Here is a 26,338-nt window from a genome sequence, read left to right on the forward strand (position 1 = left end):
GGCAGTGCAGGCGGCGTCCGCCCATCGTCACGTTCGTCCGGCCAAACCAGCGGACTTGTGCGCGGACGCAGGGCGAAGGGGGGCACGCGATGGAACTGGGCTTCGAGACGATTGGAAACGCCACGCTCATCTGCCACGACCACGGTCCGGTGCTGGTGACCGACCCGTGGACGGACGGCAGCGCATACTTCGGGAGTTGGACGCTGTCGCATGAGATTCCGGCGGCGCAGCGCGAGGCCATCCAGGCCTGTCCCTACGTGTGGCTGTCTCATGGCCACCCGGACCACCTGAGCATGGAATCGCTGAGCGCGCTGCGCTCACGCACGCTGCTGGTGCCCAACCATTTCGGCCACCGCATGCGCGATGACCTGCGCGGGCAGGGCTTCAAGGTGCACGTGCTGGCGGACCGGGTGTGGACGCAGCTGTCACCGCGCATCCGCGTCATGTGCCTGCCGGATGTGAACCAGGACGCCGTCCTGCTGGTGGACATGGACGGGCGGCTGCTGGTCAACCTCAACGATGCGGGGGACCGCGGGGCCAGCCACTTCGTGCGCAAGGTGGTCAGCGGGTATCAGGAGTCGTATCTCCTGGCCCTGTCCGGGTATGGCGACGCGGATATGATCAACTTCTTCACCGAGGACGGGCAGCGCATCGCGCCCCATGCCGCGGCGAAGACGCCCGTGGGACGGACCATTGCCCGGCAGGCGGAGTTCTATGGGGTGCGCTACTTCATCCCCTTCAGCTCCATGCACAAGTACCAGCGGGCCGACAGCGTCTGGGCCTCCGAGTACACCACCCGGCTGGAGGACTACGGCCGGGGCTTCGAGTCTCGCACCTGCTCGCTGCTGCCCGCGTTCATCCGCCACGACTTCAGCCGCGGTCAGACGGAGCGCATTCAGCCCCGGGAGCGAGTCCTGCGCCCGGTGGACCCCAAGGCCTTCGGTGACGACTGGAGCGATTCACTGGACACGGACGATGTGACGGCGCTCACCACCTACTTCCTCGGCGTGGAGCACCTGGGGCGCACGCTCGACTTCCTGCGCTTCCGCGTGGGAGGCCGGGAGCACGTCATCGAATTCCAGAAGCGCCGCTTCCGCCGGGGCATCACCTTCGAGGTGCCACGCGGCTCGCTGATGTCGGCCGTGCGCTACCAGGTCTTCGACGACCTGCTCATCGGCAACTTCATGAAGACGACGCTGCACGGCGACTTCGGCGCGGGGCGGCTCTACCCGGACTTCAGTCCCTATGTGGCCAAGTACGCGGACAACGGGCAGGCGCGCACGCGCAACGAGCTGCGGACCTATTTCGCGGACTACCGCAAGCGCGACCCGCTGGGCTTCCTGCGCGCCAAGGTGGAGACGCATTGCGTGCGGCCCCTGCAGACGCAGTCCGCGGAGCTGCTGCGCATGCTGCTGCCCCAGGATTCGCGGGGCTACCGCGCCGCCAAGGAGACCTTCTGGCGGGTCCGGCGCGCCCTGCTCTAGAGGTACGGCGACAGCAGCCGCGCCAGCCCATCCCGCAGGCGGATGGGCAGGGCGCGCGCGTCCACCTGCTCCAACGTGAGGGGCCGCGCGTTGCGCAGCCGCGCGGCCACCACGCCCTCCAACTGCATGGCCAGTGCGGTGTCGTAGCACTCCACGTTGAACTCGAAGTTGAGCCGCAGCGAGCGCGGGTCCCAGTTGGCCGAGCCGATGAGCGACCACACGCCGTCCACCACCATCAGCTTCGTGTGGTCGAAGGGCGGGGCGGTGAGGAAGATGCGGCAGCCCGGCCGCAGCACCTGCCACAGCTGCGCCCAGGCGGCCCACTGCACCAGCGGAAGATTGCCCTTCTCGGGAAGGAGGATGTCCACCTGGACGCCGCGCAGCGCCGCCACGCTCAGCGCGGTGATGAGCGCCGTGTCCGGGAGGAAGTAGGGCGTGACGATGTGCACCGACGTCCGCGCCGTGGCCAGGGCCCCCAGCAGCACCGTGCGCAGCGTCTCGAAGTCCTCGTCCGGGCCGTCCGCGATGCCTCGCGCGAGCACGGTGCCCGCTTCGGTGAGCGGCGGGAACCAGGCCTCGCCTGTCAGCCGCTCGCGCGTGGTGAAGGCCCAGTCCTCCGCGAAGGTCTCCTGGAGCTGCCCCACCAGCGGTCCTTCGACGCGGAAGTGCAGGTCCACGGCGGCATGTTCGCCGGGCCAGAAGGCCTTGCGGATGTTCATGCCACCCGTGAAGCCCACGCGCCCGTCCACCACCATCAGCTTGCGGTGGTTGCGCAGGTTGGCGAAGGGCAGCCGGTAGGGCATCAGCGACGGCAGGAAGCGCGCGGCGCGGACGCCGGCTCGCCGCAGCCGGCCCAGGATGGGCGGCCACGTGTAGCGCGAGCCCACCGCGTCCACCAGCACCCGCACCTCCACGCCCCGCTTCACCGCGGCGCTCAGCGCCTCCACGAAGCGCCGGCCCGCCACGTCATTGTCGAAGATGTAGCTGCACAGCGACAGCGTCGTGCGCGCCGCGTCAATCGCCTCCAGCATGGCGGGGTAGGCGTCCCGGCGGGACTCCAGCACGGTGACGCGGTTGCCCGGCAGCAGCGGCCGTCCCACCACCGCGTCCCCCAGCCGCACCAGGGGTGCCAGGGGGCGGCCTCGGGGTGGGGCCCGCTCACCGTCTCCGCCTTCATGGGCGCCACCTGGAACAGCGGCGGAAAGCGGCCGTGCTCTTGTTTCAGCATCAAGGACCGTGCCCGGCGCCGGATGCGGTTGATGCCCAGCAGGACGTACAGCACCCCGCCCAGCACCGGCACCAGCCACGCCAGCCCCACCCAGCCCACCGCGGCCCGCACGTCCCGCTTGTGCAGCACCGCATGGGCGCTGGCCACCACGCTGATGAGCACAGTCAGCGCCGCCACCACATGGGGCAGGCCACCTCCAACCACGCGGGGATGTCGAACAGGTGCATAGCGAACGGCGGGGTCCTCCTGTTCCGCCTATCACGCCCGCATGGAGCGCGCAGTCCTCAGCGCCCCCGGGCGTCGGGAATCAACCCCCCGCGGCCGTCTTCCCCCGTGTGCCGGCGTTGGCTGAATGAATCCGGCCCTGCTGCGGTGAGAGGGTTGACGCAGGCTGTCTGGGAATGCATCTTGCCAATGTCTGGCGTTTTGCAACGGGTGGTTTCCCCCCCGGGCGCAGCGGACCTGACCCACGGGGCAGGTGACCGACAACCAGACAGCACTGTCTGGTTTGGATGCAACTCCCTCGGAAGACGCGATTCCTCCGTGCCGACGCCACGTTGCCGGGCGCGCCGTCAGGAGAGTTTACGTCCTTTGACTCCAAACATGGAATGTCTTTAGTCCATGCAATGTCATGAAAGCTTGATTTGTCCTCTGGGCGTCGGATTGGCGCGGCGGTTGCTCAAGGGCGGAGCGCTCCAGGCCGCGGCTGGCGGAATCGCCGGGCGGCGGGTGCGTCCCCCGAAGTAGGCGTCAGAGGAAACCCCAAGATGCTCAAGTTCCGCTCCGTTGCGCTGGTTGCTGGTGTGGCCCTTCTCGGTTCCGCGTGCGGTGGCCCGGAGGCCTCCGAGTCCGAGCCGACGAAGATGACGTGGGAGGAGTTCCGGGCCTCGGTGTACGAGGATCCCGAGGGCAAGCTGATTTTCGACGGCGACATGGCGCTGGACAGCGAGGAGGAGCTGCGCGCCTTCTTCGACAACCACGTCGCGGCGGAGACGGGCACCAGCCGGGGCGGCCTGGCCGTCTACAACACCAGCCCCACCAAGGCCCTCAGCGGGGACGTGAAGTGGAGCGCCACCCAGGCGCGTAACCTCACGTACTGCGTCAGCAGCACCTTCTCCGGCAACAAGTCGCGCGTGGTGACGGCGATGAACAGCGCCACGGCGGCCTGGGAGGCCACCGCGAACGTCAACTTCACCCACGTGACGGCGCAGGACGGGGCCTGCACCGCTTCGAACAACAACGTGCTCTTCGACGTGCGTCCGGTGAACTCGGGCGGCCAGTACCTGGCGCGCGCCTTCTTCCCGAACTCGGGGCGCTCGGGCCGCAACGTGCTGGTGGACAACACCGCCTTCGGCCCCATCTCGCCCTGGACGCTGGAGGGCATCATGCGCCACGAGCTGGGCCATGTGCTGGGCTTCCGCCACGAGCACACCCGCTCCACGGGCAGCGGCTGCTTCGAGGACAGCGCGTGGCGCGCCCTGACGTCGACGTATGACCGCGCGTCCGTCATGCACTACCCGCAGTGCGCTGGCACCCAGACGGGCGACCTGGTGCTCACCACCCTGGACAAGCAGGGCGCTCGCGCGCTGTACCCGTAGTCCCACGATGCAGGACCGCCGCCCTGGCCGCGCCGTGAGGCCCGGTCAGGGCGGCGCGCTGGCTGGAGGGCACCCCGTGCTCGGGCGGGTGCCTTCCGGCCTCATCGTGCTCGCGTGGGGCCCGTCGTCAGGACGGCGCGCCGATGCTCGGCTCGTCGCCCGCGCGTTGCGACTCGAAGAAGATGAGCGTCTTCACGTGGTCCGCGTCCTCGATGTCCAGGCACTCCAGCTCGCCGCTCTCGCTCTCGTCCGCGTAGATGTGGTCGGGCTTGAGGATGCGGTGGGTGACCTCTCCGCCCGGCCGGCCCACGATGATTTCCACGGAGCCCTGGTCGCTCCCCTTCGACTCAAGGGCAATCTCCACCAGCGGCAGCCTGCCGGCGAGCGGCTGGTCGCCGAAGTCGATGCTCTCCGTCTCGATGCGCACCCAGTGGTCGCGTTCCAGGTTGCTTAGCAAGGCGAGGTAGTCCCCCCAGCCTTCCCTGGGTATCTCCCGAGTGTGATGCATGTGTCTGCCCTCCGGATTCCGTTGCTCAGCGAAACCGTAAGGCTTGTGCGTGCGGGGTGTGGAACGGGCCTGCTTCCCTGGCACGTCAGCTGGCCGGAAGGCGCGCGGCTACACCCGCCGCGCCTGGACCTCGCCGCCCTCCAGCGTCAGCCGGAGCGTGCCGTCGTTGCCCCGGTGGCCAAAGTGCTCGTAGGCGGCCCGTTCCAGCAAGGGGGCGAGCGTGGTGCGCAGCCCTCGCGCGCCCGTCTCCCGCTTGAGCGCCCGGGCGACCACGAACTCCCGCACCTCGGTGTCCACCTGCAGGCGCAGCCCTTCCTGCTCGAACTCGCGCTCATAGGCACGCAGCACGTTGTGCTGGAGGATGTCGCCCAGGGTGCCCGCGTCCAGGGGCGAGAAGGAGACCAGCCGGTTGAAGCGGCCAATGAGCTCCGGGATGAAGCCGTAGCGCGCGAAGGCGGTGGTCTGTTCCAGCTGCTCCTCCGTCACTCGCGTGGCGATGCTCTCCGACCGCGCTGGGAGCGGTTCGCGGCCGAAGCCCAGGTGTTCGCTCCGGGCCAACCCCTCCGCAGTGGCGCCCAGGCCACTGAAGGCGCCGCACGCGATGAAGGTGACGCAGGCCAGCTCCATGGTGTCGGGCCGCTGGCGGCTGGTGAAGCCGAAGTCGGGCGGGAAGTCCGCGCTGGGGGCGGACAGCATGTGCAGCAGGCTGCGCTGCACGCCGAAGCCGCTGACGTCCTTCGTGGTCTGCTGGCCGGCGAAGCGGCTGTCGGAGCGGCTGGTGGCGAGCTTGTCGAACTCGTCCATGCACACCACGCCGCAGCCGGCCCAGGCCGCGTTCCGGTCCGCGGCTTCGTACAGGCGCGACAGCAGCGTGCTCACGTCGTCGCCCACGTAGCCGGTTTCGGAGAACTGCGTGGCGTCCGCCAGCACGGTGGGGACGGCGAGGATTTCGCGGAACAGCAGCTCCACGAGGAACGTCTTCCCCGAGCCGGTGGGCCCCAGGAAGAGGCAGTTCTCCCGCATGCCCGGTTCAGGGGCGAGCCCCTCCAGGAACAGGTGCCGGATGCGGCGCAGGTGCCGGTACGCCAGCACGGATGCCGCGCGGCGCGCCTCCGCCTGCCCCCGGTAGCCCAGGTCCGACAACCGCTCGTCGATTTCGCGGGGAGAGAGGACCTCGATGGCGGCGATGCGCGCGCGCACGTCCTCATCAGGCGATCCGGGCAGCGGCTCCAGGCCAGGGTGGGTGATGCTCATTCCAGGGGACTCCAATCAGGGGCGGGTGGCCGCCGGAGGGCGCATCATCCTGGCGGGGCGCGGGGCCGACAAGGCGGGCCGCGCGCCCGCTCACGGCCGTCGTCCAGCCCGGGGTGTCGTCGTCACGAACACCGTCGGCCGGTCCCCATTCCTTCCGGGCGCCATGCCTACCCGTGAACATCCGCCGCGCGGCGGGCGCGTCCGGCCACACGGAGTGCTCCTCAAGGGCAGGGGTGACGCATTACAGGGACGTGCCCATGGGTCCAGCGGATGAGTCTCGGGCAGCGCGGTCGAAGGCCCCTCTCTTGGGGGCGTGGGTGGAGGCGGACGGGCGGGTGCGGTGGCGTGTCTGGGCGCCCGGCCACCAGCGCGTGGAGGTGGTGCTGCACGACGCGCAAGGCAATCCCGGCCGCGTCTTGCCGATGACGCCGGAGCCCGGCGACTGCTTCGGCGCGGTGCTGGAAGGGCAGGGCGCGGGGCTCCGCTACAAGCTGCGCGTGGACGGCGAAGGCCCCTTCCCGGACCCGTGGTCGCGTTCGCAGCCCCAGGGCGTGCATGGGCCGTCCGAAGTGGTGGTGCCCGACTTCGCCTGGACGGACGCGGGCTGGAAGGGCGTGGCGCCGCAGGCGCTGGTCATCTACGAGGTGCACGTGGGCACGGCCACGCCCGAAGGCACCTTCGAGTCGCTCATCCCGCGTCTGGCGGGCCTCAAGGAGTTGGGCATCACCGCGCTGGAGCTGATGCCGGTGGCGTCCTTCCCGGGACGCCGCAACTGGGGCTACGACGGCGTGAGCCTGTTCGCGCCCCAGCAGGCCTACGGCGGTCCGGAGGGGCTGCGCCGGTTGGTGGACGCCGCGCACGCGCACGGGCTCGCGGTGCTGATGGACGCCGTCTACAACCACTTCGGACCGGATGGGAATTACCTGCGGGTGTATTCGCCGCACTACTTCACCGGCCGCCACCACACGCCGTGGGGCGACGCGGTGAACTACGACGGCGAAGGCAGCGCCCACGCGCGGACCCAGGTGCTGGCCAACGTGGAGATGTGGATTGCCGACTACCACCTGGACGGCCTGCGCCTGGACGCCGCGCACGCCATCATCGACGACGGCACGCCGCACCTGCTCACCGAAGTCGCCGAGCGGGCGCGGGCCTGCGCGCCGGGCCGGCAGGTGCATGTCATCGCCGAGGACGAGCGCAACGAGCGGCGCCTGATGCGCTCCACGTCGGAGGGCGGCCTGGGGCTGGACGGCGTGTGGGCGGATGACTTCCACCACCAGCTGCGCCGCGCCTTCGCGGGGGACAGCGAGGGCTACTACCAGGACTACACGGGCAACACGGAGGACCTGGCGCGCACGCTGAACCAGGGCTGGTTCTACGAAGGGCAGGTGTCGAAGAACCTGGGCCATGCGCGAGGCACGAAGGCGGAGGGGCTGGAGCCCTGGCGCTTCGTCCACTGCATCCAGAACCATGACCAGGTGGGCAACCGTGCCTTCGGCGAGCGGCTGGGGCACGACGTGAGCCCCGCGGCCTTCCGCGCCATGAGTGGACTGCTGCTGCTGTCTCCCTACACGCCCATGCTCTTCATGGGGCAGGAGTGGAACGCCAGCACGCCCTTCCTCTACTTCACCGAGCACAACGCGGAGCTGGGCAAGCTCGTCACGGAGGGCCGGCGAAAGGAGTTCGCCGGCTTCGCGCGCTTCGCGGGCGCGGAGGTGCCGGACCCGCAAGCGGAGGACACCTTCACCCGCTCCCGACTGGACTGGGCGGAGGCGGAGAAGCCAGGGCATGCGGGCGTGCGAGCGCTCTACCGGGAGCTGCTCCGTCTGCGCGCGTCGGAGCCCGCCCTGCGCGAGACGGGGCGGGGCTCCTTTGCGGCCCGGGCCCTGGGGCCGGACGCCCTGGTGCTCGAACGGCGTGGGGGCGGCCAGCGCCTGCAGGTGTTGCTCAGCCTGCGCGGCGCGCTGGATTATCCGGTGCCCGCCGGCTCGGCGCTGGTGCTGTGGACTGAAGACGCTTGCTTCGGCGGCTCCGAAAAATTGCAGCCATTGAAGCGAGACACCGTGCGGTTGAAGGGTTCGGCTCTGGCTGTGATAAGACTTCCCGCCAAAGACTGATAAACGCGCCGTGTTTCATTGCATGTATCGCCGCAGGGCGAGCGGGCATGGCTGAAAACATGCTCAAGAAATGTCGTGGGAATTCCATATCGACTCAAAGGGTATTGGGGCGCGCAGTCCGTCGTTGAGTCGGTAACACCTCTGTTCGCTCCTGGAGAAAGCCTCCGCGCGCAAGCGCGGGTGCCTCCTTCCGGGCGGCCAGGAAAAATGGAAGTCCACGCGCCGCGGGGGGAACGCGGCGCTCCGGAAAGGCTCTTGGCCGCTCCGATGTGTCGCGGAAGCTCGCGGCCTCACTTGAGGTAGTCACTTGAATCGACAGCACTCGACTTCGTCCCTGGGGGGATGGAAGCGCTTCCGCACGTCTGTCACCGCGTTCTCGCTGGCCGTCGGCGCGTTCGCGACGCCCGCGCTGGCCGCCGGAGGCTTCGTCTCCGCCACCGCCAGCTCCTATGACGCTCCCACCCCTCCTTCGATGGCGGTGGATGGCAACAAGGCCACGCGCTGGTCGGCCTCCGGCGCGGGCCAGTGGATTCGCGCAGACATGGGGTCGGTGAAGCCGCTGAACGGCCTGGACATCGCCTGGTTCCGTGGCAACGAGCGCATCAACCTCTTCGACATCTCCACGTCGACGGACGGGACCACGTTCACCCGCGTCTTCGTGGGCATCTCCTCCGGGAAGACGGCTGAGTTCGAGCGCGTCACCTTCCCCACGGTGAACGCCCGTTACGTGCGCGTCACCTTCTACGGCAGCACCCAGACGACCTGGGGCAGCATCACGGACATGGCGGCCCTCTCCGGCGCCACCATCCCGGACCCGGACCCGGAGAATCCGGACCCGGAGAATCCGGACCCTGGCCCGGGCTCCACGCAGGACAAGTTCGGCGTGACGATGATCTACCCGACCAAGTCGGGCGGCGAGCAGTGGTTCCTGGCGGACAACGCGACGTCCGACAATCGCTTTGACCCGCAGAACACCATCACGCGCAACTCGGACGGCTCCTGGAAGATGAAGAACAGCAAGGTGCGCATGTCCGTGTTCACCTCCACGGGCTACAGCGCGTCCAAGATTCCGACCTACGACCGTGACGTGCTGGCCAGCCGAGGCTACATGCAGGCGGCGAACGACTGGCGGAACGTGGAGATGACGGGCTTCATCAAGGTCAACTCCACGTCCGACAACTCGGACAACTTCGCCTGGTACGCGCGTGGCGGAAAGCACAACGACAACCACTCGGGCTGCGAGGGCAGCGCCTACAAGGGCTCGCTGCACTATGACGGCCGCGTGCGCTGGCAGAAGGAGACGTGGCACGTCTCCTACGAGCAGGCGTCGTACAAGACGGGCACGTCCGCGCTCCGCGGCCGCTGGGTGGGCTTCAAGTCGGTGATGCGCAACACCAAGGTCAACGGCAAGGACGCCGTGCGCCTGGAGATGTACCTCAACGAGAACGCCGACAAGAAGACCTGGAAGAAGGTCTACGACATGGTGGACTCGGGCAGCTGGGGTGGCGACGCCAGCCACTGCGGCGGCGCGGTGAACGCCATGCCGATTACCTGGGGCGGCCCCATCGCGGTCTTCCGCTGGGACAGCGCCACCGACGTGGACTTCAAGTGGCTGTCCGTGCGCGAAATCCCCGCGGAGCAGTGAGCGGCTGACAGCAGTTGGCGCCCTACCCCGGTACTCCCAGGAGTGCCGGGGTGGGGCGTTTTCAGCGCATCCGATGGGGGCCATCAACGCCATCCGGCCTCCTGGTGGATTCCCGCTGTCGACAGGGGCCCCTCTCCCGTGTTCTGGATTCGGCCCGATATGGCCATGAACGTCCAGACCGCCACCGACTCGTCCGACCGCATCTGGGAGCAGGAAATCCTCCCCGCGCTCGAGCGCTACATCCGTATCCCCAACAAGTCGCCCGCCTTCGACCCGGACTGGGTCCGCTCCGGCCACATGGAGGCCGCAGTTCAGCTCGTCGCGGACTGGTGCCGCGCGCAAGCCCAGCACCTGCCCGGCCTGGTGCTGGAGGTGGTGCGCCTCAAGGACGAGAAGGGCCGCGAGCGCACGCCGGTCATCTACATGGAGGTGCCCGGGACGAAGGGCGACGACACCGTCCTCTTGTACGGCCACCTGGACAAGCAGCCGGAGATGACGGGCTGGCGCGAGGGCCTGACGCCGTGGACGCCGGTGCGCGAGGGCGACAAGCTCTACGGGCGCGGCGGCGCGGATGACGGCTACTCCGCCTTCGCGTCGCTCACCGCCATCCGCCTGCTGCGCGAGCAGGGCCTGCCGCACGCGCGCTGCGTGGTGCTCATCGAGGCGTGCGAGGAGAGCGGCAGCTACGACTTGCCGGCCTACATCGAGGCGCTGGCGCCGCGCATCGGCAAGCCGTCGCTGGTGGTGTGTCTGGATTCCGGCTGCGCCAACTACGAGCAGCTGTGGATGACCACGTCGCTGCGCGGCATGGTGGCCGGCAACCTGCGGGTGGACGTGCTCACGGAGGGCGTGCACTCCGGGGACGCGAGCGGAATCGTCCCGTCGTCCTTCCGCGTGCTCCGGCAGGTGCTGTCTCGCGTGGAGGAGGAGGGCACGGGCAAGGTGCTGGTGGAGGCCCTGCACACGCAGATTCCGGAGGCGCGGCGCGACCAGGCCCGCGCGGCGGCCAAGGTGCTGGGGGAGGAGGTCTTCACCAAGTTCCCCTGGGTGCCCGGCATCCGCCCCATGTCGGACGACGGCGCGGAGCTGGTGCTCAACCGGACGTGGCGTCCGGCGCTGTCCGTGACGGGCGTGGACGGCATGCCGGCGCTCAACAGCGCGGGCAACGTGCTGCGGCCCTTCACCACGGTGAAGCTGTCCATGCGCATCCCGCCGCGCGTGGACCCCAAGGCGGCCATGGAGGCGCTGACGGAGGCGCTGGTGAAGGACCCGCCGTACGGCGCGACGGTGACGTTCGAGGGTGAGAAGTCCAGCACCGGCTGGGACGCGCCGCCGCTGGCCTCCTGGCTGTCGAACGCGGTGGAGTCCGCGTCCGACACCTACTTCGGCCGGCCGGCCATGGCCATGGGCGAGGGCGGCACCATCCCCTTCATGGGCATGCTGGGCGAGCGCTTCCCGGAGGCGCAGTTCCTCATCACCGGCCTGCTGGGCCCGGGCAGCAATGCCCACGGCCCCAACGAGTTCCTCCACATCCCCACGGGCAAGAAGCTCACCTGCTGCGTGGCCAGCGTCATCGCCGACCACTTCAAGCGGTAGGCGACTTCCGCCGAGCCCGCTTCCCAGGCTGGGGGGCGGGCGCTTCGTCCAGCGCCTCGTCGATGAGGCGCACGGTGCGACGGTTCCAGGAGAACGTCAGGCGCTTGCCCGTCTCCGGCCAGTCGAAGGACACCGCGCCCGTGCGGCGGTCCTTCGTCAATGACAGACGCACGCCCCACTGGGGCGCCTCCTGGACGCGGTGGCGCAGGTCCTGGGCGACGGCGTCCACCGCGTCCCGCAGGGCCACGCCCAGGTTCATCAGGCCGAGCTGTTCGCCGTTCAGGATGTGCGGGGCAGGGGGCGGCGTGGACCCAAGTAACTGTTGCTCGCCCACGGGCCGGAAGGCCGCGGACGTGGGCGGCGCATCCATCATCAGCAGGGGACCGCCGTCCGCCTTGCGGAAGAAGTACGGCACGTCGTAGCGGCCCAGCTGCTCGCGCTCCTCGGGGCTGAAGCGCACGCGGCCCCGGTCGCTGGCGCCGGGCACCTGCCCTGGGGACGCCAGCATCAGGTGCTCCAGCGGCGCGTCATACGCGTCCGAGGGTTTGACGAGCACGCGGACATGGTGCCGCCGCGCCGCGCGCGCGAGGAAGGCCGTCACGCGTTCGTGCTCCATGAGCAGCTTGGTCCACACGTCGAACATGCCGCGCAGGAAGGGCAGCAGGTGGGCCGCGTAGCCCACGTGGCCGTCTGTGTCCGCCACCACGGAGCGGGCTTCCTCCCGGGCCCACGCGCGCCTTCGCGGGCGAAGCTGGAGCGCGCCGTTCCGGGCGGGGAAGAAGCACAGCAGCGGACCGCCGGTGGTGCACCACCAGGCGCGCCACTCGAAGCCGACGTGGTGGTTGCCGCGCCGGTTCCCCGCTGAAATCAGCCCTGTCTCCGGGAGCCGGCGCACGGGACAGAAGAACAGCTCCAGGTCCACCAGGTAGGGCAGGGGCTCGCGTTGCCCGCGCCGGACGCCCACCACCAGGTTGCTGCCCTGCAGGTCCGCCGCGCCCACGGCGAAGCACGTGCCGGTGAGGGCGCCCGCGTGGTGCCAGAAGCGCGCGGCCTGGGGCGGCGGCAGCTGGCAGCCGTGGAGCCTCAGTTGGGGCGAATCGCGGAGGACGCCCCACTGGCGGGGACGTTCAATCCAGTCCTGCCAGCTGTACGTGAAGGCGTCCCTGCCTCGTCCGCGCAGGACGCGAAGGGTGGGGAGCCGCACCGCTCCCGAGGCCGCCGGGAGCTGGTTGACCCAGGCGAAGAAGGCGCGTGGGCCACGCCGCTCCGGCTCCGCTAGGAAGAGGGCCTCTCCGCTCGCGGGCCGGGGCTTGTACGCCAGCGCGCCGCCCCGGCGGAACTGGACGCGCAGGACGTGCTGCCGTCCGTTGTGCGTCTCCTCGGGGGTGGCCCAGAGTTGGGTGACGGGGCCCTCGAAGCCCGCGCGGCGGAAGACGCCGGCCTTCAGGTCGCGTGCGAGCCGCTTCGCGAAGAGGCCGAAGAAGGCCAGGAACCCGTCCCTCAGGCGGAGCAGCCCTGGGTGGGGCCCCTGTGTCGCCGGGGTGGCGGCGCACAAGGCGAAGGCATCCGTCAGCACCGGGCCGAACAGCGCCGCGTTGGCGAGCCGCACGACGCGCGCGGCGAACAGGCCCGGGCACCGCCGGGCAATGGCGTCGCACCCGTCGCCCAGGGCTTCATAGAAATCCACCAGCGGCTGGAAGGCGGGCTGTGAGAGCAGGGCGCCCAGCCGCGCAGCGTCACGGGCGCCTTGGAAGGCGCGGGCCACCCGCAGCACGCGCTCGGGGCCGGGCCGGACAATGGGCGGGAAGCAGTCGCTGGCCTCGGGGCCCTTGCGGACGGCCGCCAGGAGGCGGCGGGTCTGCGGAGGAAAGCGGGGTGGGGCGGCTGGAGGTGTCGGTGCAAGGGATGGCAGCACATGCGCCCTTCGCGTCATCAGTCGGCCCTGGCCCGGTGGGGCGAAAATAGAAACGCGCGGCCCGGCGAGGCCGGGACGCGCGTGTGAAGTGTCCAATCAGGCGCAAGCGGCGGTGTCCTAGACGCAGTACAGGAAGCGCGAGCAGGTCCTGAACGCGTTGGCGGAACCTGCGGGCTTCGTCGTCTTGTCCTGCTCCCCACCATCGAAGTCTGACGGGTGGGTGAGCGCCCAGCGGTGGATTTCTTCACGCACATGATGCCGTGCCCCGTGCCGGCGTTCTGGTAGGAGACAGCGCTGTCCTCCATCCGAAAGGTCAGGTCCGACGATGAAACTCTATTTCAACCCCAGAAGCCGCGCGGTCATCGCCAAGTGGATGCTGGATGAGTGTGGCGCGCAGTATGAAATCGTCCCTATCGACCTCGAGAAGAAGGAGAACAAGTCGCCTGAGTTCTTGAAAATCAACCCCGCTGGGAAATTGCCAGCCTTGGTGGACGGAGACACGCGGCTGTTCGAAAGCGCGGCCATCTGTCTCTACCTGGCGGAGAAATTCCCGGACGCGCAGCTCGCGCCGAAGCCCGGTGACAAGGACCGCGGGCGCTACCTGTCGTTGATGGTGTACTCCTCGTCGCAGCTGGAGCCCTCCATGGGTGACCACCTGATGAAGCTGCCGACGGGGCCCGCGCGGGGCTGGACGGACTTCGAGACGGTGCTGAACGTCGTCGAGGGCGAATTGGGACAGGGCCCCTACCTGTTCGGTGAGCGCTTCACCGCGGCGGACGTGATGGTGGGTTCGATGTTCATCTGGATGCGCATCTTCGGCAGCCAGACGGGGCGTCCCGCGCTGGAGGCCTACATCGAACGGCTGCTGGCCCGCCCGAAGGGCATGAAGCTGGGCTGAGCGGCGCCTCGCGCGAGGTCGAAGGCCCGGACCTTCCGATGGGGACGTGTCCGGGCCTCCTGGCGGCCCCGGTGGGCCCGTGCGTCAGTCCAGAACGCCGATGGTCTTCGCGCGCGTGACGGCGCTGCCCACGCTGACGTAGCCCTTGTACCAGGACGTGTCCTTCGTCCCCAGCTTGTCCTGCTGGAGGTGCGCGTGGGGACCGGTGGAGTTGCCGGTGCCGCCGATGTTGCCCACCTGGCAGCGGTCACACGTGCGGCTGCGGGAGTCCGCCGTCTTGATGAAGTGCCACTGACGGAACGTCCAGCCGCTCGCCCAGGCGTGGCGCGCCTCGTTCTGGTTGCCGCTGCCGCTGCCGTTGCAGACGACGCCGGTGGTGCGGATGGTCACCGCCCAGTAGACGGAGCCCACCACGCCCGTCTCCGCGCCCCAGTAGTTGCAACGGCCGCCCGCGCCGATGTCCACCGCGCCGTGGAACTTGCCGCTGCTGTAGTTGGTCAGGGCCGTCACCGAGCCGGTGTGGGTGCCCTTGACGGTGTGCGCCGTCACGGACGCGGGGATGAGCGCCAGCGCGGCCAGCGCGGCCAGGGAGTTCTTCCAGGTGCTGCTATGCATGAGGTGTTCCTTTCAATGGACTGCCTGTCACGGAGCCTGCTGCAACCGCTGCTTCTCCCTCAGGAGCAGGCTCCACTCCTGAAGGCCCATGCCGAGAACCTGAATCCACGCGTCGGCCTCCTGCGCCAGGCGCGGGTCCATGGCGCGCAGGCGTTGGAGGTCGGGAATCGCGCCCTCGAAGCCGAGCTGCGCGACGCTCTGGAGCAGCGCCTTGCGCACGCCGTCGTCCGTCTCCTCGCGGTACATGGCGAGCAGGGACTCGCGGGCGCCCTGCATCTGCTCCGCCGGGACGCCGCCCAGCGCGTTGACGGCGGCCTTGCGCACGCTCGCGTCATCGCTGCGCAGCAGGGAGGTGATGCGGTCCGCGGACTCGGCGCTGATTTTCTCAGTGGAGAGGTTGTCCAGGATGCGCGCCGTCACCGCCGGGTCCGTGGAGGCCACCGCGGCCGTCACCGCCGTGTCCGCCGCCGGGCCGTACTGGCCGGCGTACACGTGCGCGTTGTCCTCGATGAGGTTGGTCGCCGCCTCCTGCCGCACCTGGGGCGACTCGTCCCGCACCATGCGCTCGTACAAATCACCGGTGCGCTCCAGCGCGCTGGTGCGCCGCATGGCCCGCAGCGTGGCGGCGCGCACGGACGGGTCCGCGTCGTGCAACGCGCGCTGCGCCACCACGTCCATGGCCTGGGTGTCCGCTTCACGTTCCGCGCGGGCCACCAGCGCCGCCGCCAGGTGTTCGGCCATGACGGGGTCTGTCTCCCGCGCGAAGGCGTCGCGCAGCTCCGCGTCCGGCAGCGTGACGGCGGCCTCGCGCAGCAGGGTGCGCAGGTAGCGCTGGTAGGACGGTGAGCCGGAGCCCAGGCCGCGGCGGATGTCATCCATCAACCCGCGCACGGAGCAGGTGCTGGCCCGGAGCGCGGGCTGTGCGTCGGTGGAGGCCGCGTGCGCGTGGGTGGACAGCAGGGGGAAGAGGGGCAGCGTGAGCAGAAGGCAGAGGCGTTTCATGGAGGCTCCCGTGCTCAGTCATGACCGACGAGGCAGCCGAAGGGGTCCTGGTCGGGCAGGCTGTTCCAGAGCCGGACGAAGTCGTGGAGCCCGCTCGCGTAGCGCTGTTCGAAAACCTGGTAGAGGGGCTGGAAGCGCGGGTCGGCCATCGCCATGTTGGCCATGACGGGCAGGGCGTCGCGGCCGGATGCGCGGGCGGCGAAGCGGAAGAGGGCCCACCGCACGCACGTCTCCTGCTCCCGGGCGAAGGCCTCGGCGAACAGCTCCAGCACCTGCTGGTTGTCTCCGGAGATGGAGAGGTTGTGCGCGGCGGCCTCGCGTCCGTCCGGGCTGCCCTCCTGCGTGAGCACCTTCGCGTACTGCGCGCGGGTGCGCTCATCCAGCACGGGCGTGGCGTGCATGGGCGTGGACAGCGCCAGGTAGCGAATCTGCTCGTCGGGGGACTCGGTGCCGATGGTGAGCAGCGCGTCCATGTAGGGCGCGGCGTTGCCCTTCGCCTCGAAGTCGCGCTTCATGACGCGGGCGATGGTGCGCGTGGCGGCCCAGCCCGCCTCGCCGGAGACGGGGTCCTTCGCGAAGGACGTCAGGGTGTCCAGCGCCGCCGGCTCGAAGCGCTTCTGTGTGTCCAGCGCGGACAGGAGGCCCGCGCGCCGACCGCCGTCGAGCGTGGCGTCCATGCCCTGCGCCAGCAGCCGGGTGGACACCTGGGCGTGGTGTACCGCCTCCGAGCCACGCAGCGCCCTCAGGAGGACGTCGAACTCGTCGGGCCCCGCGGTGCGCGCCCAGGACAGCACTTCGCTCGCTCGGTCCGGGTCCTGGCCAATCAGCTCCGTCAGGCGCCCCGCCAGGTAGTCCGCGACCAGCGAATCCCCCGATGCGAGCAGCGGCGCGGCCCACTCGCGGAAGTTCTCCAGCGTCACCGCCGCGTCGAAGCGCTCCAGCTCGCGCCAGCACACGGCCTCGTCGAAGCGAGGGGCGGCGGCTCTTCGTCGTGCGACCCACCCGCGCCCGCGCGCCCGCCGTGGCCTCGCCCGCCAGAGGCGGCCTCGCGGGACGCCGCGGCGGTGCCGCCGGCTTCGGCATCGGACGACGCGCCGTCGCCGCCACGCGACGACAGCAGCGCCGCGCCTCCCACGAGCAAGGCCGCGCCCGCGAGCCACGCCAGCGCCTTGGGCACGCGACGGCCCGGAGCGGGGCCGGCGGAACGGTGGAGGGATTCTGGAGTCATGGCGCCTGGGCCTGTGAGGGGGTCCAATCCCCCTGAGGGCCCAGCGCGCGCGCCGTCTCAGAAAATCATTTCGCGCGGATTTTCCCGCGCGAGGCTCAGCGGCCCGTCTTGATGCCCAGGCCGCCGCCGCCCTGGCCGGGACTGGCGGGCCGCTTCGTCCCGGCGGTCGGCGTGCCCGGGACGGACTTGCCGCCTCCGGCGCGCCGCAGCTCCAGGCGCAGCTCCTCGTCCGTGGCGGACACCTGCCGTGTCACGGGCTCGTAGCCGTTGAGGGCCAGTGTCACCGACACCGGGGCGGCCCCGGCCTCCAGCTCCAGGCGCAGCGGTGTCTCGCCGCGCTCCTCGCCGTTGACGCTCACCCGGGCTCCCGGGGGCTCGGTGATGACGGGCAGCTTCACGTGGCGCACCGGCTCGGGGGCCCTGCGTGGAGGCGGCTGCACTTCCGGCGCGATTTCCGGCTGGTGCGGCACGGCCACTTCCACCGGCGGACGGACCGGGGTGGCGTCCGCGGGCGAGCGGAAGAAGACGATGCCCGCGCCCGCGATGAGCAGGCCCAGCCCCGCCGTGGCCACCGGGAGCCAGGGAATGCGCCGGGCCGGCTCCGGAGGGGGCGGGCCAGGGGCGCGGTGCCTCGCGTCTTCTCTTTCGGCTGCGGCAGGGCGGCGGCCTGCCGCGAACGCGTCCCGGGGACGACGCCATGGGGGAGCCGCGCATGGCCCGCGACGCGGAGGAGCGCCCCGCGGGGCCCATCAGCCCCGGCACGCCGCTGAGCGACGAGTTGGAGCGCGAGTCCAGGTCCGCGTCCTCCGCGAGCTGGTCCAGCTTCGCCGGGTCCGTCTCATGGGCGATGCGGTCCGCGTAGAGCTCCCGCAGGAAGGCGGCGGTGCGCGCTGCTGGAGGGCAGCCGCAGGTTGAGCGCGTAGTCCTCCAGCGCCAGCCGGAAGGCGCCGCAGTCCGGGTAGCGCTGGTCCGGCGAGGGCGCCAGGGCCTTGAGCACCACTTCATCCAGGCCCGGCGGCAGGCGCGGGTTGAGCTGCGACGGCCGCGGCACCTGGCAGTCCTTCACCAGCCGCAGCGTCATCATGTCCGACTCGCCCTTGAAGAGGCGCTTGCCGGTGAGCAGCTCCCACATGACGACGCCCAGCGCGAACAAGTCACTGCGCGCGTCGATGGCGAGCCCGCTGGCCTGCTCCGGGGACATGTACGGGTACTTGCCCTTGAGGACGCCGGTGGCGGTGTTCTGGCTGCTGGTGGCTGCCTTCGCCACGCCGAAGTCGATGACCTTCACCCCGCCGTCGAAGCCGACCAGGATGTTCTGCGGCGACACGTCGCGGTGCACCAGCCGCAGCGGCTTGCCCTGGGCGTCACGCGCCTGGTGCGCGTAGTCGAGCCCGGCGGCCGCGTCCGCGATGATGCGGAGGATGAGTCCCACCGGCAGCGTCTTGCCCTGCGCGCGGGACGTCTTGTCCAGGCGGCGCACGTCGTCGCCCTGCACGTACTCCATCGCCAGACAGTGGCGGCCCTCAATCTCTGTCAGGTCGAGGATGGTGATGAGGTTGGGGTGCGTCAGGCGCGCTACGAGCCCCGCCTCGTCCAGGAACATGGAGAGGAACTCATCATCCTCCGCGAGGTGGGGAAGGATGAGCTTGAGGACGACAAGTCGCTCGAACCCCGTCCCATGTTCGCGGGCCAGAAACACCTGACCCATTCCCCCAGAGGCAATCTTGCGTAGCAGCTCGTACTTACCGAATGGCACAGCCATGTGTGCCCGCCAGGATATCGCTCTTTCTTAGCTCGTGGGAATTGCTCAGTCGCGAATTACCCCACAGGGTTGGGAGCGAGCAGGCAGGCAGGCGTGAGCGGCCTGCCCGGCTTTCCGGGGTGAGTCAGGCTTTCATCTTGTAGCCGGAGCGCAGGACGACGTACGTGAGCGCGGTGGCCCCCACGGCGACGGCGAAGAGGATGCTCCCGGCGCCCAGCGGCGAATAGATGCTGCGGCCGAGCATGCCGTAGCGCAGCCCTTCCACCATGTAGACCATGGGGTTGAAGAGGCTGACGGTGTTCCAGGGCGCGGGCAGCTCGCGCACGGAGTAGAAGACGCCGCCCAGGAAGGTGAGGGGCAGCATGACGAAGGTGGGGAAGAAGTTGATCTGCTCGAACTTCTCCGCCCACACCGCAGCGAGCATGCCCAGCACACTGAAGACGTAGGACGACAGGATGAGGAAGTACGCGGCCACTCCCGCGTGCTCCAGGCTGAAGCCGGTGAAGAAGGTGGCCACGGCCCAGGTGAGCAGGCCCACCACGAGCCCGCGCACCATGGCGCCGCCGATGAAGCCCGCCATCAGCTCACCGGGCCCCAGCGGCGCCACCAGCAGGTCCACCACGGTGCCCTGAATCTTGGTGATGAACAGCGAGGAGGAGCTGTTGAGGAAGGCGTTGTTGGCGATGCCGAGGAACACGAGCCCTGGCACGATGAAGTGCAGGTACGGCAGGCCTTCCACCGTCTGGACGCGGCCGGAGATGGAGACGCCGAAGACGATGAAATACAGCGTGGTGCTGATGAGAGGCGACAGGACGGTTTGCCCCGGCACGCGCATGAAGCGCCGGACCTCCTTCGCCAGAAGGGTCTTCATCCCAAGGACGTTCATGATGTGGGCTCAGGCGGCCTGCTGTGGGCGGCCACGGAGGATTTCGATGAGCACGTCCTCCATGCGAGAGCGGCGCGTCTCCACGTCGGAGATGAGCTGCCCTTCGGCATAGAGGGCGCGGAGCAGCTCGCCGGACGGGGCGCAGCCGTCGCGCTCCACGTAGGTGAGGGTGCGGCCGTCCTCGCTGAGGCGGGCGGCGAAGCGCTTGCCGGCCTCGGACAGGCCCGGCTGCGGCTGCTCGAAGGTGATGATGACGCGGCGCTCGCCGAAGCGGCGCAGCAGGGTGGCCTTGTCCTCCACCATGAGGAGGCGGCCCTCGTTGATGATGCCCACGCGGTCGGCCAGCTCCTCGGCCTCTTCCAGGTAGTGCGTGGTGAGGACGATGGTGGTGCCCTCCGACGCGAGCTTGCGCACGTAGGTCCACAGGTCGCGGCGCAGCTCCACGTCCACGCCCGCGGTGGGCTCGTCGAGGAAGACGAGGCGCGGCTTGTGTACCAGCGCCTTCGCGATGAGCAGCCGGCGCTTCATGCCGCCGGAGAGTGCGCGCGTGTACGCGTCCTTCTTCGCGTGCAGGTTGAGGGCGGTGAGCACCTCGTCGATGCGCGCGTCATTCGCGGGGCGGCCGTAGAAGCCCATCTGGATGCGCAGCGATTCGGCCACGGTGAAGAAGGGGTCGAAGTTGATTTCCTGCGGCACCAGCCCGATGTCGTAGCGCGGACCCACCGGGTCCTGGTCCAGGTCTTTGCCGAAGACGCGGATGCTGCCGGAGGACTTCTTCACCAGGCCGCAGACGCTGCCAATCATCGTCGTCTTGCCCGCGCCGTTGGGACCCAGCAGGGCGAAGATTTCACCGGGACGGATGGCGAGGTCCACGGTGTGAAGTGCCGTGAACTCTCCGTAACGCTTGGAGAGTCCCTGGAGTTCGAGGGCGGGGACGGACATGGGGCCCTTCCTGTAACACCTCCGGTCGCGCGGCGCTCGGCTTGTGTGCGGGCGTCGTGTCCGTCCCTGGCGACTCGCTAGCGCACGTCGGGCAGGGTGGCGCGTCGCGTTGTCCACCCGGTGTCACTCCCGCATGGTGATTTCCTGGAGCGTGCCCTCGCGGCACTGGAAGACCGCGAACGCATCCGCGCCCTGCTCCACGCTGGCGAGGCACCGCACGAGCGAACGCTGGCCGCCGGGGTGCTGGACGGTGCCGGCGTAGCGCCGGTGCAGGTGGCCACAGAGGGCCAGCCGGGGTTGGAGCGCGTCCACCAGCAGCCGCGCGTACGCGTTGCCGACGAGGTCGTGGCTCGCGCCGCGGCGCTGTCCCTGGAAGTCGGCGGCCTCCTCGGGCGGGATGATGCCGGAGGGCCAGTCATGCAGCAGGAGCACGTCCGCGCGCCCGAGCGCCAGGACTCGCTCGACGTCCTGTTCGTTGAAGAAGGTGAAGTCCTTGTTGGACACGTCGCCCATCGAGGCCAGCGGCGGGCGGGACTTGCAGAAGGTGGCTTCTCGGTGGATGCCGGACAGGCCCGCCACGCGGAGGCCGTTCAGCTCCACCACGCCGCTCCGGCCCAGGTAGTGGCAGTGCGGCGCCAGCGCGAATCCCTCGGGGTGCAGGTCGAGGTGGCCGTAGGGCTCGTGGTTGCCGCCGATGAAGTAGACGGGCCAGGGGAAGCGGCGTCGCCGCTGGTGGTAGGCCGCGAAGTCTCCCAGGTGCCTGTACTTCGTGGGTGCGGCCATGGTGGCCAGGTCGGCGTCGTGACGGTGGGGCTCGAAGTCGCCCACCTGGAGCACGAAGTCGAGCGGCCTGCGGCTGCGTTCCTCCCAGGCGGTGAGGTGACTCACCATCCGGTGCATGTGCCCGTGGACGTCGCCCACCACGGCGAAGAAGAACGTCTGGGAGGAGGACATGGCGGTTTCCGTTCCGGTTCAGGCTCGAGTCGCGGGCGCGGACGGGGGCGGTGCTTCGGGACTGACGGGAGGGCAGCGTGCGGTGGCCTTAGAGGGCTCCTGGCTGCACCGTTCGCTTTTCCACGCCGACGGGGCGGGCCAAGGGAGCGACGGCTTGTTCCGGGCTGCCCCCACCTGCCGGGGCCGGTCGTTCGAGCCCCACGGGGCTGGGGGACGCTCTCGCCTTGAGTGCGCTGTTGCACCCTGGTATCCGCAGGGCCCGCAGAGCCCTCACTCCACCTTAAGCAGGAAGGCCCAGATGGCCCAGAATTTCATCTTCACGATGCAGGACCTGCGCAAGGTCAAGAACGGCAAGGAGATCCTCAAGGGCATCTACCTCTCGTTCTTCCCCGGCGCGAAGATTGGCGTCATTGGCCCCAACGGCTCCGGTAAGTCGACGCTGCTGCGCATCATGGCGGGCGTGGACACGGAGTTCTTCGGTGTCGCCAAGCCGGACCCCAGCGCCAAGGTCGGCTACCTGGCGCAGGAGCCACAGCTCGATGCCTCGCTCGACGTGAAGGGCAACGTGGAGCTGGGCCTGAAGGAGATTCGCGCCACGCTGGACCGCTTCAACGAGGTCAGCGCGAAGTTCGCCGAGCCCATGAGCGACGCGGAGATGGAGAAGCTGCTGGCCGAGCAGGGCCGGCTGCAGGACGCCATCGACGCGGTGAATGGCTGGGAGCTGGACCGCACCATCGAGATGGCCATGGACGCGCTGCGCCTGCCGCCGGGCGACGCGGACGTGACGAAGCTGTCCGGCGGTGAGAAGCGCCGCGTGGCGCTGTGCCGCATCCTGCTGGAGAAGCCGGACCTGCTCCTCCTGGACGAGCCCACCAACCACCTGGACGCGGAGAGCGTCGCGTGGCTGGAGCAGGCGCTCAAGGAGTACAAGGGCACCATCGTCTGCATCACCCACGACCGGTACTTCCTGGACAACGCGGCCGAGTGGATTCTGGAGCTGGACCGCGGCGAGGGTGTGCCCTGGAAGGGCAACTACTCCAGCTGGCTGGAGCAGAAGCAGAAGCGCCTGGAGCTGGAGGAGAAGTCGGAGAGCCACCGCCAGAAGACGCTCAAGCGCGAGCTGGAGTGGGTGCGTGCCTCCCCGAAGGCCCGTCAGGCCAAGAGCAAGGCGCGCATCGCGGCCTACGAGGAGCTGCTCAACCAGACGCAGGACAAGCGCGACGCGACGGGCGAGGTCATCATCCCGCCCGGCCCGCAGCTCGGGGGGCTGGTGGTCGAGGCCAAGGGGCTGCGCAAGGCGTACGGCGACCGGCTGCTCATCGACGACCTGAACTTCAAGCTTCCGCGCGGTGGCATCGTGGGCGTCATCGGTCCCAACGGCGCGGGCAAGACGACGCTGTTCCGGATGATGACGGGCGTGGAGAAGCCGGACGAGGGCGAGCTGAACATCGGCGAGACGGTGAAGCTGGCCTACGTGGACCAGAGCCGCGACGCGCTGGACGGCGACAACTCGGTGTTCCAGGAGGTGAGCGGCGGGCTGGACCACCTGGACCTGGGCAAGGCGGGGCAGGTGCCCAGCCGCGCGTACCTGGCGGGCTTCGCCTTCAAGGGACAGGACCAGCAGAAGCGGGTGAAGGACCTGTCCGGTGGTGAGCGCAACCGCGTGCACCTGGCGAAGATGCTCAAGAGCGGCGGCAACCTCCTGCTGCTCGACGAGCCCACCAACGACCTGGACGTGGAGACGCTGCGCAGCCTGGAGGACGCGCTGCTCGGCTTCGCGGGCTGCGCCGTGGTCATCAGCCACGACCGCTGGTTCCTCGACCGCATCGCCACGCACATCCTGGCGTTCGAGGGCGACAGCAAGGTGTTCTTCTTCGAGGGCAACTTCGAGGACTACGAAGCGGACAAGAAGAAGCGCCTGGGCCCCGAGGCCCTGGAGCCGCACCGCATCCGCTACCGCCCGATTACGAAGAGCTGAGCCGCTGACAGTCCGGAGCCACCGTACCGGCAAGGTGCGGTGGCTCGACGGCACTTCATCTCAGCAAGCGTCGATGCACTCCACCGTGAAGAACGGCGTCACGTCCTCGGTGGCGTGGCAGTCCGGGTTCGCGCAGGAACAGCGCAGCGTCATCACGTACTCCGTGAGCGCCTCGTCATTGTAATACGTGTACGTACACGCCAGCCGGGACGACTGCGCCTCGGCCGTGGGCGTGTAGCCCAGGCCGCCGACGACAACGCCAGCGGGAGCCGCCAGCACCGCGAACGCCAAAAGCAGCTTCTTCATGTCGCTCTCCTGTTTCAGGGCCGGTACTCCCAGTGCCAGGGCTCGGACGGGACGGTGCGCGCGAAACCGAAGTTCTTCGCGTTGTTGGCCAGCCACCGGTACGTCGAGGTGCCCGTGCCGCCCGTGTTGATGTCCACCGCGATGCCGCCCTGGTGGTTGGAGTAGCCCGGAGGCGCGGCCAGGTTGCCCGTGCCGTTCTTGTACGCGCGGTACAGCGCTTCCTGCTCCGCCATGCTGCGGAAGCCGCTGTTCACCTTCAGGGTGATGCCCTGCGCCCGCGCCGCCGCGTGCATGCGGTTGAACGCCGCCGCCGCGTCCGAGCGCATCTCCTTGCCGTTCGGGACCGGCGAGAGCGAAATCTGCCGCGGCTTCCCGTTCACATAGCCCGTGACGACCCGACCGCCACCGCCACCGCCCGGGTTGGTGACAGGCCCCTGCACGTTGATGCCCAGCTTGTCCCACGTCTTGGGACCGACGATGCCGTCCGCCACCAGACCGCGGGACTGCTGGAAGGCCTTCACCGCCGACTGCGTCTTCGGACCGAACACGCCGTCCGCCGTGCCCGACTTGAAGCCCAGCACGTTGAGCCGCTGCTGGAGCGCACGCACCGGCTCACCCCGCGCGCCATTGCGCAGCGTGGGACCCGAGCCGCCCGCTCCGCCCGCCGAGTTGAGCGCGCTCCACGTCTTGGGACCGACGATGCCGTCCACCTGGAGCCCACGCGCACGCTGGAAGGCCTGCACCGCCGACTGCGTCTTCGGACCGAACACGCCATCCGAGGCGCCTGGATTGAAGCCCGCGGCCCTGAGCTTGTTCTGGAGCTGCGTCACGGCCGCGCCGCGAGCGCCGCTGCGCAGCGTGGGCGAGGCGGAGCGAGACGCGCTGCTGGACGCAGCCGCGGAGGTGCGGGCAATGGCTACCATGGGGGGCTCTTCCCTTGAAAGAAGAATGGAGTTGGAGCCATTTTCCCAACCGCTCAGAGAAAGTTGCCTGGGATTCCGTCAAAAACGCGTGTCAATCCCAGCGCGCGCTCATGATTGAGCTGTGTTTCGTGGCGTGACAGAAAATTTGCGCCAAGGTGACAGTGGACAGGCGGGATTTGTGGCATTCATTGTTGTGGAAATATTCTGCCTTCGCCGTCTTGTTTGTGATTGGCTGACGCGTGAGGGGGGGCGGTGGAGTCGCATGTTGGGCGCCCGGGACGCACCCCTGGTGTGGAGCCGCATGCGCAAGCCCCAGGCACCCAGCCCGGCGGCCGAGCAAGCCCTGGGGAAACCCCCGTCACGGTCGTTTCATAGAGAAAATCTCAGGTTCCTGAAGGAACAACCTTGGGAAGTGCCCCGTCGGAAGGCTGTTCTAGTCGGGTCGGGACAAGAAGTGGCCGACGAAGCTTGCATTCGTCCCACCCTGCTGAATGTTGTCCCCAAGGTTTTTTCTAGGGAGAGAGAGACTCATGAAGGGAAGCTTCGCCAAGCGCATCACACTTTTCGTCCTGACCAACCTCGCGGTGGTCGCGATGCTGGCGATCGTCGGACAGCTCATCGGGGTGGAGAACCTGCTCGCCCGCCGCGGCGTGGGGCTGAACCTTCCGGGCCTGCTCATCATGGCGGCGGTGATGGGCTTCGGCGGCGCCATCTTCTCGCTGCTCATCTCCAAGCCCATGGCCAAGTGGAGCACGGGGGCGCAGGTCATCACGTCGCCGCGTTCGGAGGACGAGCGCTGGCTGGTGGAGACGGTGCACCGGCTGGCCCGCGACGCGGGCATCGGCATGCCCGACGTGGCCATCTACGACAGCCCGGACATGAACGCCTTCGCCACGGGCGCCAGGCGCAACAGCGCCCTGGTCGCGGTGTCCACCGGCCTGCTCCATGGCATGAAGCGGGACGAGGTGGAGGCCGTGCTCGGTCACGAGGTGGCCCACGTGGCCAACGGTGACATGGTGACGCTCACGCTGCTCCAGGGCGTTCTCAACACCTTCGTCATCTTCCTCAGCCGCGTGGTGGGCTTCTTCGTGGACCGCTTCCTCAGCCGCTCCGAGGATGGCGAGGAGAGCGGCGGCTCGGGGCCGGCCTACTTCATCACCAGCATCGTGCTCCAAATCGTGTTTGGCATTGGCGCCAGCATGATCGTGGCCTGGTACAGCCGCCGGCGTGAGTTCCGCGCGGATGACGGGGGCGCGCAGCTGGTGGACCCGGGCGCCATGGCGCGGGCGCTGAACCGGCTGCGCATGCAGCAGGGGGAGCCGGCCATGCTGCCGTCCAACATGCAGGCGTTCGGCATCCGGGGCGGCGGGATGATGGCCCTCTTCTCCAGCCACCCGCCGCTGGAGCTGCGCATCCAGCGCCTGATGGACGGCAGCTGGAAGCGCTGACGCGAGCGCGGTGGTCGTCACCCCGGCGCATGTCACGAACAGGTGACATGC

At 69.3% G+C, this 26,338-nt stretch carries 23 protein-coding genes and 1 pseudogene; 9 read left to right on the forward strand and 15 right to left on the reverse strand.

The annotated features are described in order from the left end of the window. The first annotated feature begins 89 nt into the window (after nt 1–89). Nucleotides 90–1,484, forward strand: a complete 1,395-nt coding sequence (locus QEG98_RS03125) for an MBL fold metallo-hydrolase (protein ID WP_316565694.1) — start codon at nt 90–92, stop codon at nt 1,482–1,484. On the opposite strand, the gene QEG98_RS03130 is transcribed toward QEG98_RS03125, so the two are convergent. Both QEG98_RS03130 and QEG98_RS03135 read right to left on the reverse strand, forming a co-directional pair. Continuing rightward, entirely contained in the window at nt 1,481–2,515 is a 1,035-nt protein-coding gene (locus QEG98_RS03130) for a phospholipase D-like domain-containing protein (RefSeq protein WP_316565695.1), read from the reverse strand. The genes QEG98_RS03125 and QEG98_RS03130 overlap by 4 nt on opposite strands. Further along, nucleotides 2,419–2,889, reverse strand: coding sequence for a PLDc N-terminal domain-containing protein (locus QEG98_RS03135; RefSeq protein WP_316565696.1), 471 nt, complete (start codon nt 2,887–2,889; stop codon nt 2,419–2,421). Before QEG98_RS03135 ends, QEG98_RS03130 begins: the two co-directional genes overlap by 97 nt. A gap of 590 nt (nt 2,890–3,479) precedes the next feature. Here QEG98_RS03135 and QEG98_RS03140 point away from each other — a divergent pair. Further along, the gene (locus QEG98_RS03140; protein ID WP_316565697.1) at nt 3,480–4,310 is read left to right on the forward strand and encodes a M57 family metalloprotease; all 831 of its coding nucleotides are present in this window, start codon (nt 3,480–3,482) and stop codon (nt 4,308–4,310) included. A 127-nt stretch (nt 4,311–4,437) separates the two neighbouring features. On the opposite strand, the gene QEG98_RS03145 is transcribed toward QEG98_RS03140, so the two are convergent. Together QEG98_RS03145 and QEG98_RS03150 are read right to left on the reverse strand one after the other, a co-directional pair. After that, complete coding sequence (locus tag QEG98_RS03145; RefSeq protein WP_316565698.1) at nt 4,438–4,818, reverse strand: DUF5335 family protein; 381 nt, start codon at nt 4,816–4,818, stop codon at nt 4,438–4,440. Nucleotides 4,819–4,926: 108 nt separating this feature from the next. Continuing rightward, entirely contained in the window at nt 4,927–6,072 is a 1,146-nt protein-coding gene (locus tag QEG98_RS03150; protein ID WP_316565699.1) for an AAA family ATPase, read from the reverse strand. Between the two features lie 257 nt (nt 6,073–6,329). Between QEG98_RS03150 and treZ the strand changes: the two genes are divergently transcribed. The 3 genes from treZ (at nt 6,330) to QEG98_RS03165 (ending at nt 11,430) form a co-directional block, all read left to right on the forward strand. Beyond that, nucleotides 6,330–8,189: a malto-oligosyltrehalose trehalohydrolase gene (gene treZ, locus QEG98_RS03155; protein ID WP_316565700.1), complete on the forward strand. Its 1,860-nt coding sequence runs from the start codon at nt 6,330–6,332 to the stop codon at nt 8,187–8,189. Nucleotides 8,190–8,496: 307 nt separating this feature from the next. Continuing rightward, the gene (locus QEG98_RS03160) at nt 8,497–9,834 is read left to right on the forward strand and encodes a discoidin domain-containing protein (protein WP_316565701.1); all 1,338 of its coding nucleotides are present in this window, start codon (nt 8,497–8,499) and stop codon (nt 9,832–9,834) included. 159 nt (nt 9,835–9,993) lie between these two features. Further along, entirely contained in the window at nt 9,994–11,430 is a 1,437-nt protein-coding gene (locus QEG98_RS03165) for a M20 family metallopeptidase (RefSeq protein WP_316565702.1), read from the forward strand. On the opposite strand, the gene QEG98_RS03170 is transcribed toward QEG98_RS03165, so the two are convergent. Next, nucleotides 11,420–13,345, reverse strand: a complete 1,926-nt coding sequence (locus tag QEG98_RS03170; protein WP_316565703.1) for a DUF4135 domain-containing protein — start codon at nt 13,343–13,345, stop codon at nt 11,420–11,422. The two genes, QEG98_RS03165 and QEG98_RS03170, sit on opposite strands and share 11 nt — an antisense overlap. A 325-nt stretch (nt 13,346–13,670) precedes the next feature. Between QEG98_RS03170 and QEG98_RS03175 the strand changes: the two genes are divergently transcribed. Next, nucleotides 13,671–14,243, forward strand: a complete 573-nt coding sequence (locus QEG98_RS03175; RefSeq protein ID WP_316565704.1) for a glutathione S-transferase family protein — start codon at nt 13,671–13,673, stop codon at nt 14,241–14,243. An 84-nt stretch (nt 14,244–14,327) separates the two neighbouring features. Here QEG98_RS03175 and QEG98_RS03180 read toward each other — a convergent pair whose 3' ends face one another. From QEG98_RS03180 to QEG98_RS03200, 4 genes and pseudogenes are all read right to left on the reverse strand, one after another. Beyond that, on the reverse strand, nt 14,328–14,858 hold the full coding sequence (locus tag QEG98_RS03180) for a hypothetical protein (protein WP_316565705.1): 531 nt from the start codon (nt 14,856–14,858) through the stop codon (nt 14,328–14,330). Nucleotides 14,859–14,885: 27 nt separating this feature from the next. Then, nucleotides 14,886–15,860, reverse strand: a complete 975-nt coding sequence (locus tag QEG98_RS03185; RefSeq protein ID WP_090486371.1) for a HEAT repeat domain-containing protein — start codon at nt 15,858–15,860, stop codon at nt 14,886–14,888. A gap of 14 nt (nt 15,861–15,874) precedes the next feature. Continuing rightward, nucleotides 15,875–17,115, reverse strand: a pseudogene (locus QEG98_RS03190) (hypothetical protein). A gap of 68 nt (nt 17,116–17,183) precedes the next feature. After that, a complete protein-coding gene (locus QEG98_RS03200) occupies nt 17,184–17,660 on the reverse strand; it encodes a PEGA domain-containing protein (protein WP_316565708.1) in 477 nt (158 codons plus the stop codon). Nucleotides 17,661–17,800: 140 nt separating this feature from the next. Here QEG98_RS03200 and QEG98_RS03205 point away from each other — a divergent pair, with 140 nt between their 5' ends. After that, nucleotides 17,801–17,950, forward strand: coding sequence for a hypothetical protein (locus QEG98_RS03205; protein WP_316565709.1), 150 nt, complete (start codon nt 17,801–17,803; stop codon nt 17,948–17,950). Here the strand turns inward: QEG98_RS03205 and QEG98_RS03210 are convergent. The 4 genes from QEG98_RS03210 to QEG98_RS03225 form a co-directional block, all read right to left on the reverse strand. After that, on the reverse strand, nt 17,927–18,850 hold the full coding sequence (locus QEG98_RS03210) for a serine/threonine-protein kinase (RefSeq protein WP_316565710.1): 924 nt from the start codon (nt 18,848–18,850) through the stop codon (nt 17,927–17,929). The two genes, QEG98_RS03205 and QEG98_RS03210, sit on opposite strands and share 24 nt — an antisense overlap. Before the next feature lie 124 nt (nt 18,851–18,974). After that, a complete protein-coding gene (locus QEG98_RS03215) occupies nt 18,975–19,721 on the reverse strand; it encodes an ABC transporter permease (RefSeq protein ID WP_201423647.1) in 747 nt (248 codons plus the stop codon). 24 nt (nt 19,722–19,745) lie between these two features. Then, nucleotides 19,746–20,678, reverse strand: coding sequence for an ABC transporter ATP-binding protein (locus tag QEG98_RS03220; protein WP_090486359.1), 933 nt, complete (start codon nt 20,676–20,678; stop codon nt 19,746–19,748). A gap of 123 nt (nt 20,679–20,801) precedes the next feature. Further along, on the reverse strand, nt 20,802–21,632 hold the full coding sequence (locus QEG98_RS03225) for a metallophosphoesterase (protein WP_316565711.1): 831 nt from the start codon (nt 21,630–21,632) through the stop codon (nt 20,802–20,804). Nucleotides 21,633–21,930: 298 nt separating this feature from the next. On the opposite strand from QEG98_RS03225, the gene ettA reads away from it, so the two are divergent. After that, nucleotides 21,931–23,610, forward strand: coding sequence for an energy-dependent translational throttle protein EttA (gene ettA / locus QEG98_RS03230; protein WP_316565712.1), 1,680 nt, complete (start codon nt 21,931–21,933; stop codon nt 23,608–23,610). 60 nt (nt 23,611–23,670) lie between these two features. Here ettA and QEG98_RS03235 read toward each other — a convergent pair whose 3' ends face one another. Then, nucleotides 23,671–23,916, reverse strand: a complete 246-nt coding sequence (locus QEG98_RS03235) for a hypothetical protein (protein WP_316565713.1) — start codon at nt 23,914–23,916, stop codon at nt 23,671–23,673. 14 nt (nt 23,917–23,930) lie between these two features. After that, nucleotides 23,931–24,839 (reverse strand): peptidoglycan-binding protein, encoded by a 909-nt coding sequence (locus QEG98_RS03240; RefSeq protein WP_316565714.1) that lies wholly within the window; start codon nt 24,837–24,839, stop codon nt 23,931–23,933. A 530-nt stretch (nt 24,840–25,369) separates the two neighbouring features. Here QEG98_RS03240 and htpX point away from each other — a divergent pair. Beyond that, a complete protein-coding gene (gene htpX / locus QEG98_RS03245) occupies nt 25,370–26,287 on the forward strand; it encodes a protease HtpX (protein WP_090486319.1) in 918 nt (305 codons plus the stop codon). The last annotated feature ends 51 nt before the right edge of the window (nt 26,288–26,338 follow it).

This window comes from Myxococcus sp. MxC21-1 (assembly GCF_032612255.1).
GTDB classification, from domain to species: domain Bacteria; phylum Myxococcota; class Myxococcia; order Myxococcales; family Myxococcaceae; genus Myxococcus; species Myxococcus virescens.

Coding starts and splice junctions, on each gene's coding strand:
- treZ (WP_316565700.1), top strand. CDS start 6,330: ATGGGTCCAGCGGATGAGTCTCGGGCAGCGCGGTCGAAGGCCCCTCTC.
- htpX (WP_090486319.1), top strand. CDS start 25,370: ATGAAGGGAAGCTTCGCCAAGCGCATCACACTTTTCGTCCTGACCAAC.
- QEG98_RS03225 (WP_316565711.1), bottom strand. CDS start 21,632: ATGTCCTCCTCCCAGACGTTCTTCTTCGCCGTGGTGGGCGACGTCCAC.
- QEG98_RS03185 (WP_090486371.1), bottom strand. CDS start 15,860: ATGAAACGCCTCTGCCTTCTGCTCACGCTGCCCCTCTTCCCCCTGCTG.
- QEG98_RS03165 (WP_316565702.1), top strand. CDS start 9,994: ATGGCCATGAACGTCCAGACCGCCACCGACTCGTCCGACCGCATCTGG.
- QEG98_RS03180 (WP_316565705.1), bottom strand. CDS start 14,858: ATGCATAGCAGCACCTGGAAGAACTCCCTGGCCGCGCTGGCCGCGCTG.
- QEG98_RS03235 (WP_316565713.1), bottom strand. CDS start 23,916: ATGAAGAAGCTGCTTTTGGCGTTCGCGGTGCTGGCGGCTCCCGCTGGC.
- QEG98_RS03205 (WP_316565709.1), top strand. CDS start 17,801: ATGGCCCGCGACGCGGAGGAGCGCCCCGCGGGGCCCATCAGCCCCGGC.
- QEG98_RS03175 (WP_316565704.1), top strand. CDS start 13,671: ATGAAACTCTATTTCAACCCCAGAAGCCGCGCGGTCATCGCCAAGTGG.
- QEG98_RS03150 (WP_316565699.1), bottom strand. CDS start 6,072: ATGAGCATCACCCACCCTGGCCTGGAGCCGCTGCCCGGATCGCCTGAT.
- QEG98_RS03220 (WP_090486359.1), bottom strand. CDS start 20,678: ATGTCCGTCCCCGCCCTCGAACTCCAGGGACTCTCCAAGCGTTACGGA.
- QEG98_RS03210 (WP_316565710.1), bottom strand. CDS start 18,850: ATGGCTGTGCCATTCGGTAAGTACGAGCTGCTACGCAAGATTGCCTCT.
- QEG98_RS03140 (WP_316565697.1), top strand. CDS start 3,480: ATGCTCAAGTTCCGCTCCGTTGCGCTGGTTGCTGGTGTGGCCCTTCTC.
- ettA (WP_316565712.1), top strand. CDS start 21,931: ATGGCCCAGAATTTCATCTTCACGATGCAGGACCTGCGCAAGGTCAAG.
- QEG98_RS03145 (WP_316565698.1), bottom strand. CDS start 4,818: ATGCATCACACTCGGGAGATACCCAGGGAAGGCTGGGGGGACTACCTC.
- QEG98_RS03215 (WP_201423647.1), bottom strand. CDS start 19,721: ATGAAGACCCTTCTGGCGAAGGAGGTCCGGCGCTTCATGCGCGTGCCG.
- QEG98_RS03125 (WP_316565694.1), top strand. CDS start 90: ATGGAACTGGGCTTCGAGACGATTGGAAACGCCACGCTCATCTGCCAC.
- QEG98_RS03130 (WP_316565695.1), bottom strand. CDS start 2,515: ATGCTGGAGGCGATTGACGCGGCGCGCACGACGCTGTCGCTGTGCAGC.
- QEG98_RS03240 (WP_316565714.1), bottom strand. CDS start 24,839: ATGGTAGCCATTGCCCGCACCTCCGCGGCTGCGTCCAGCAGCGCGTCT.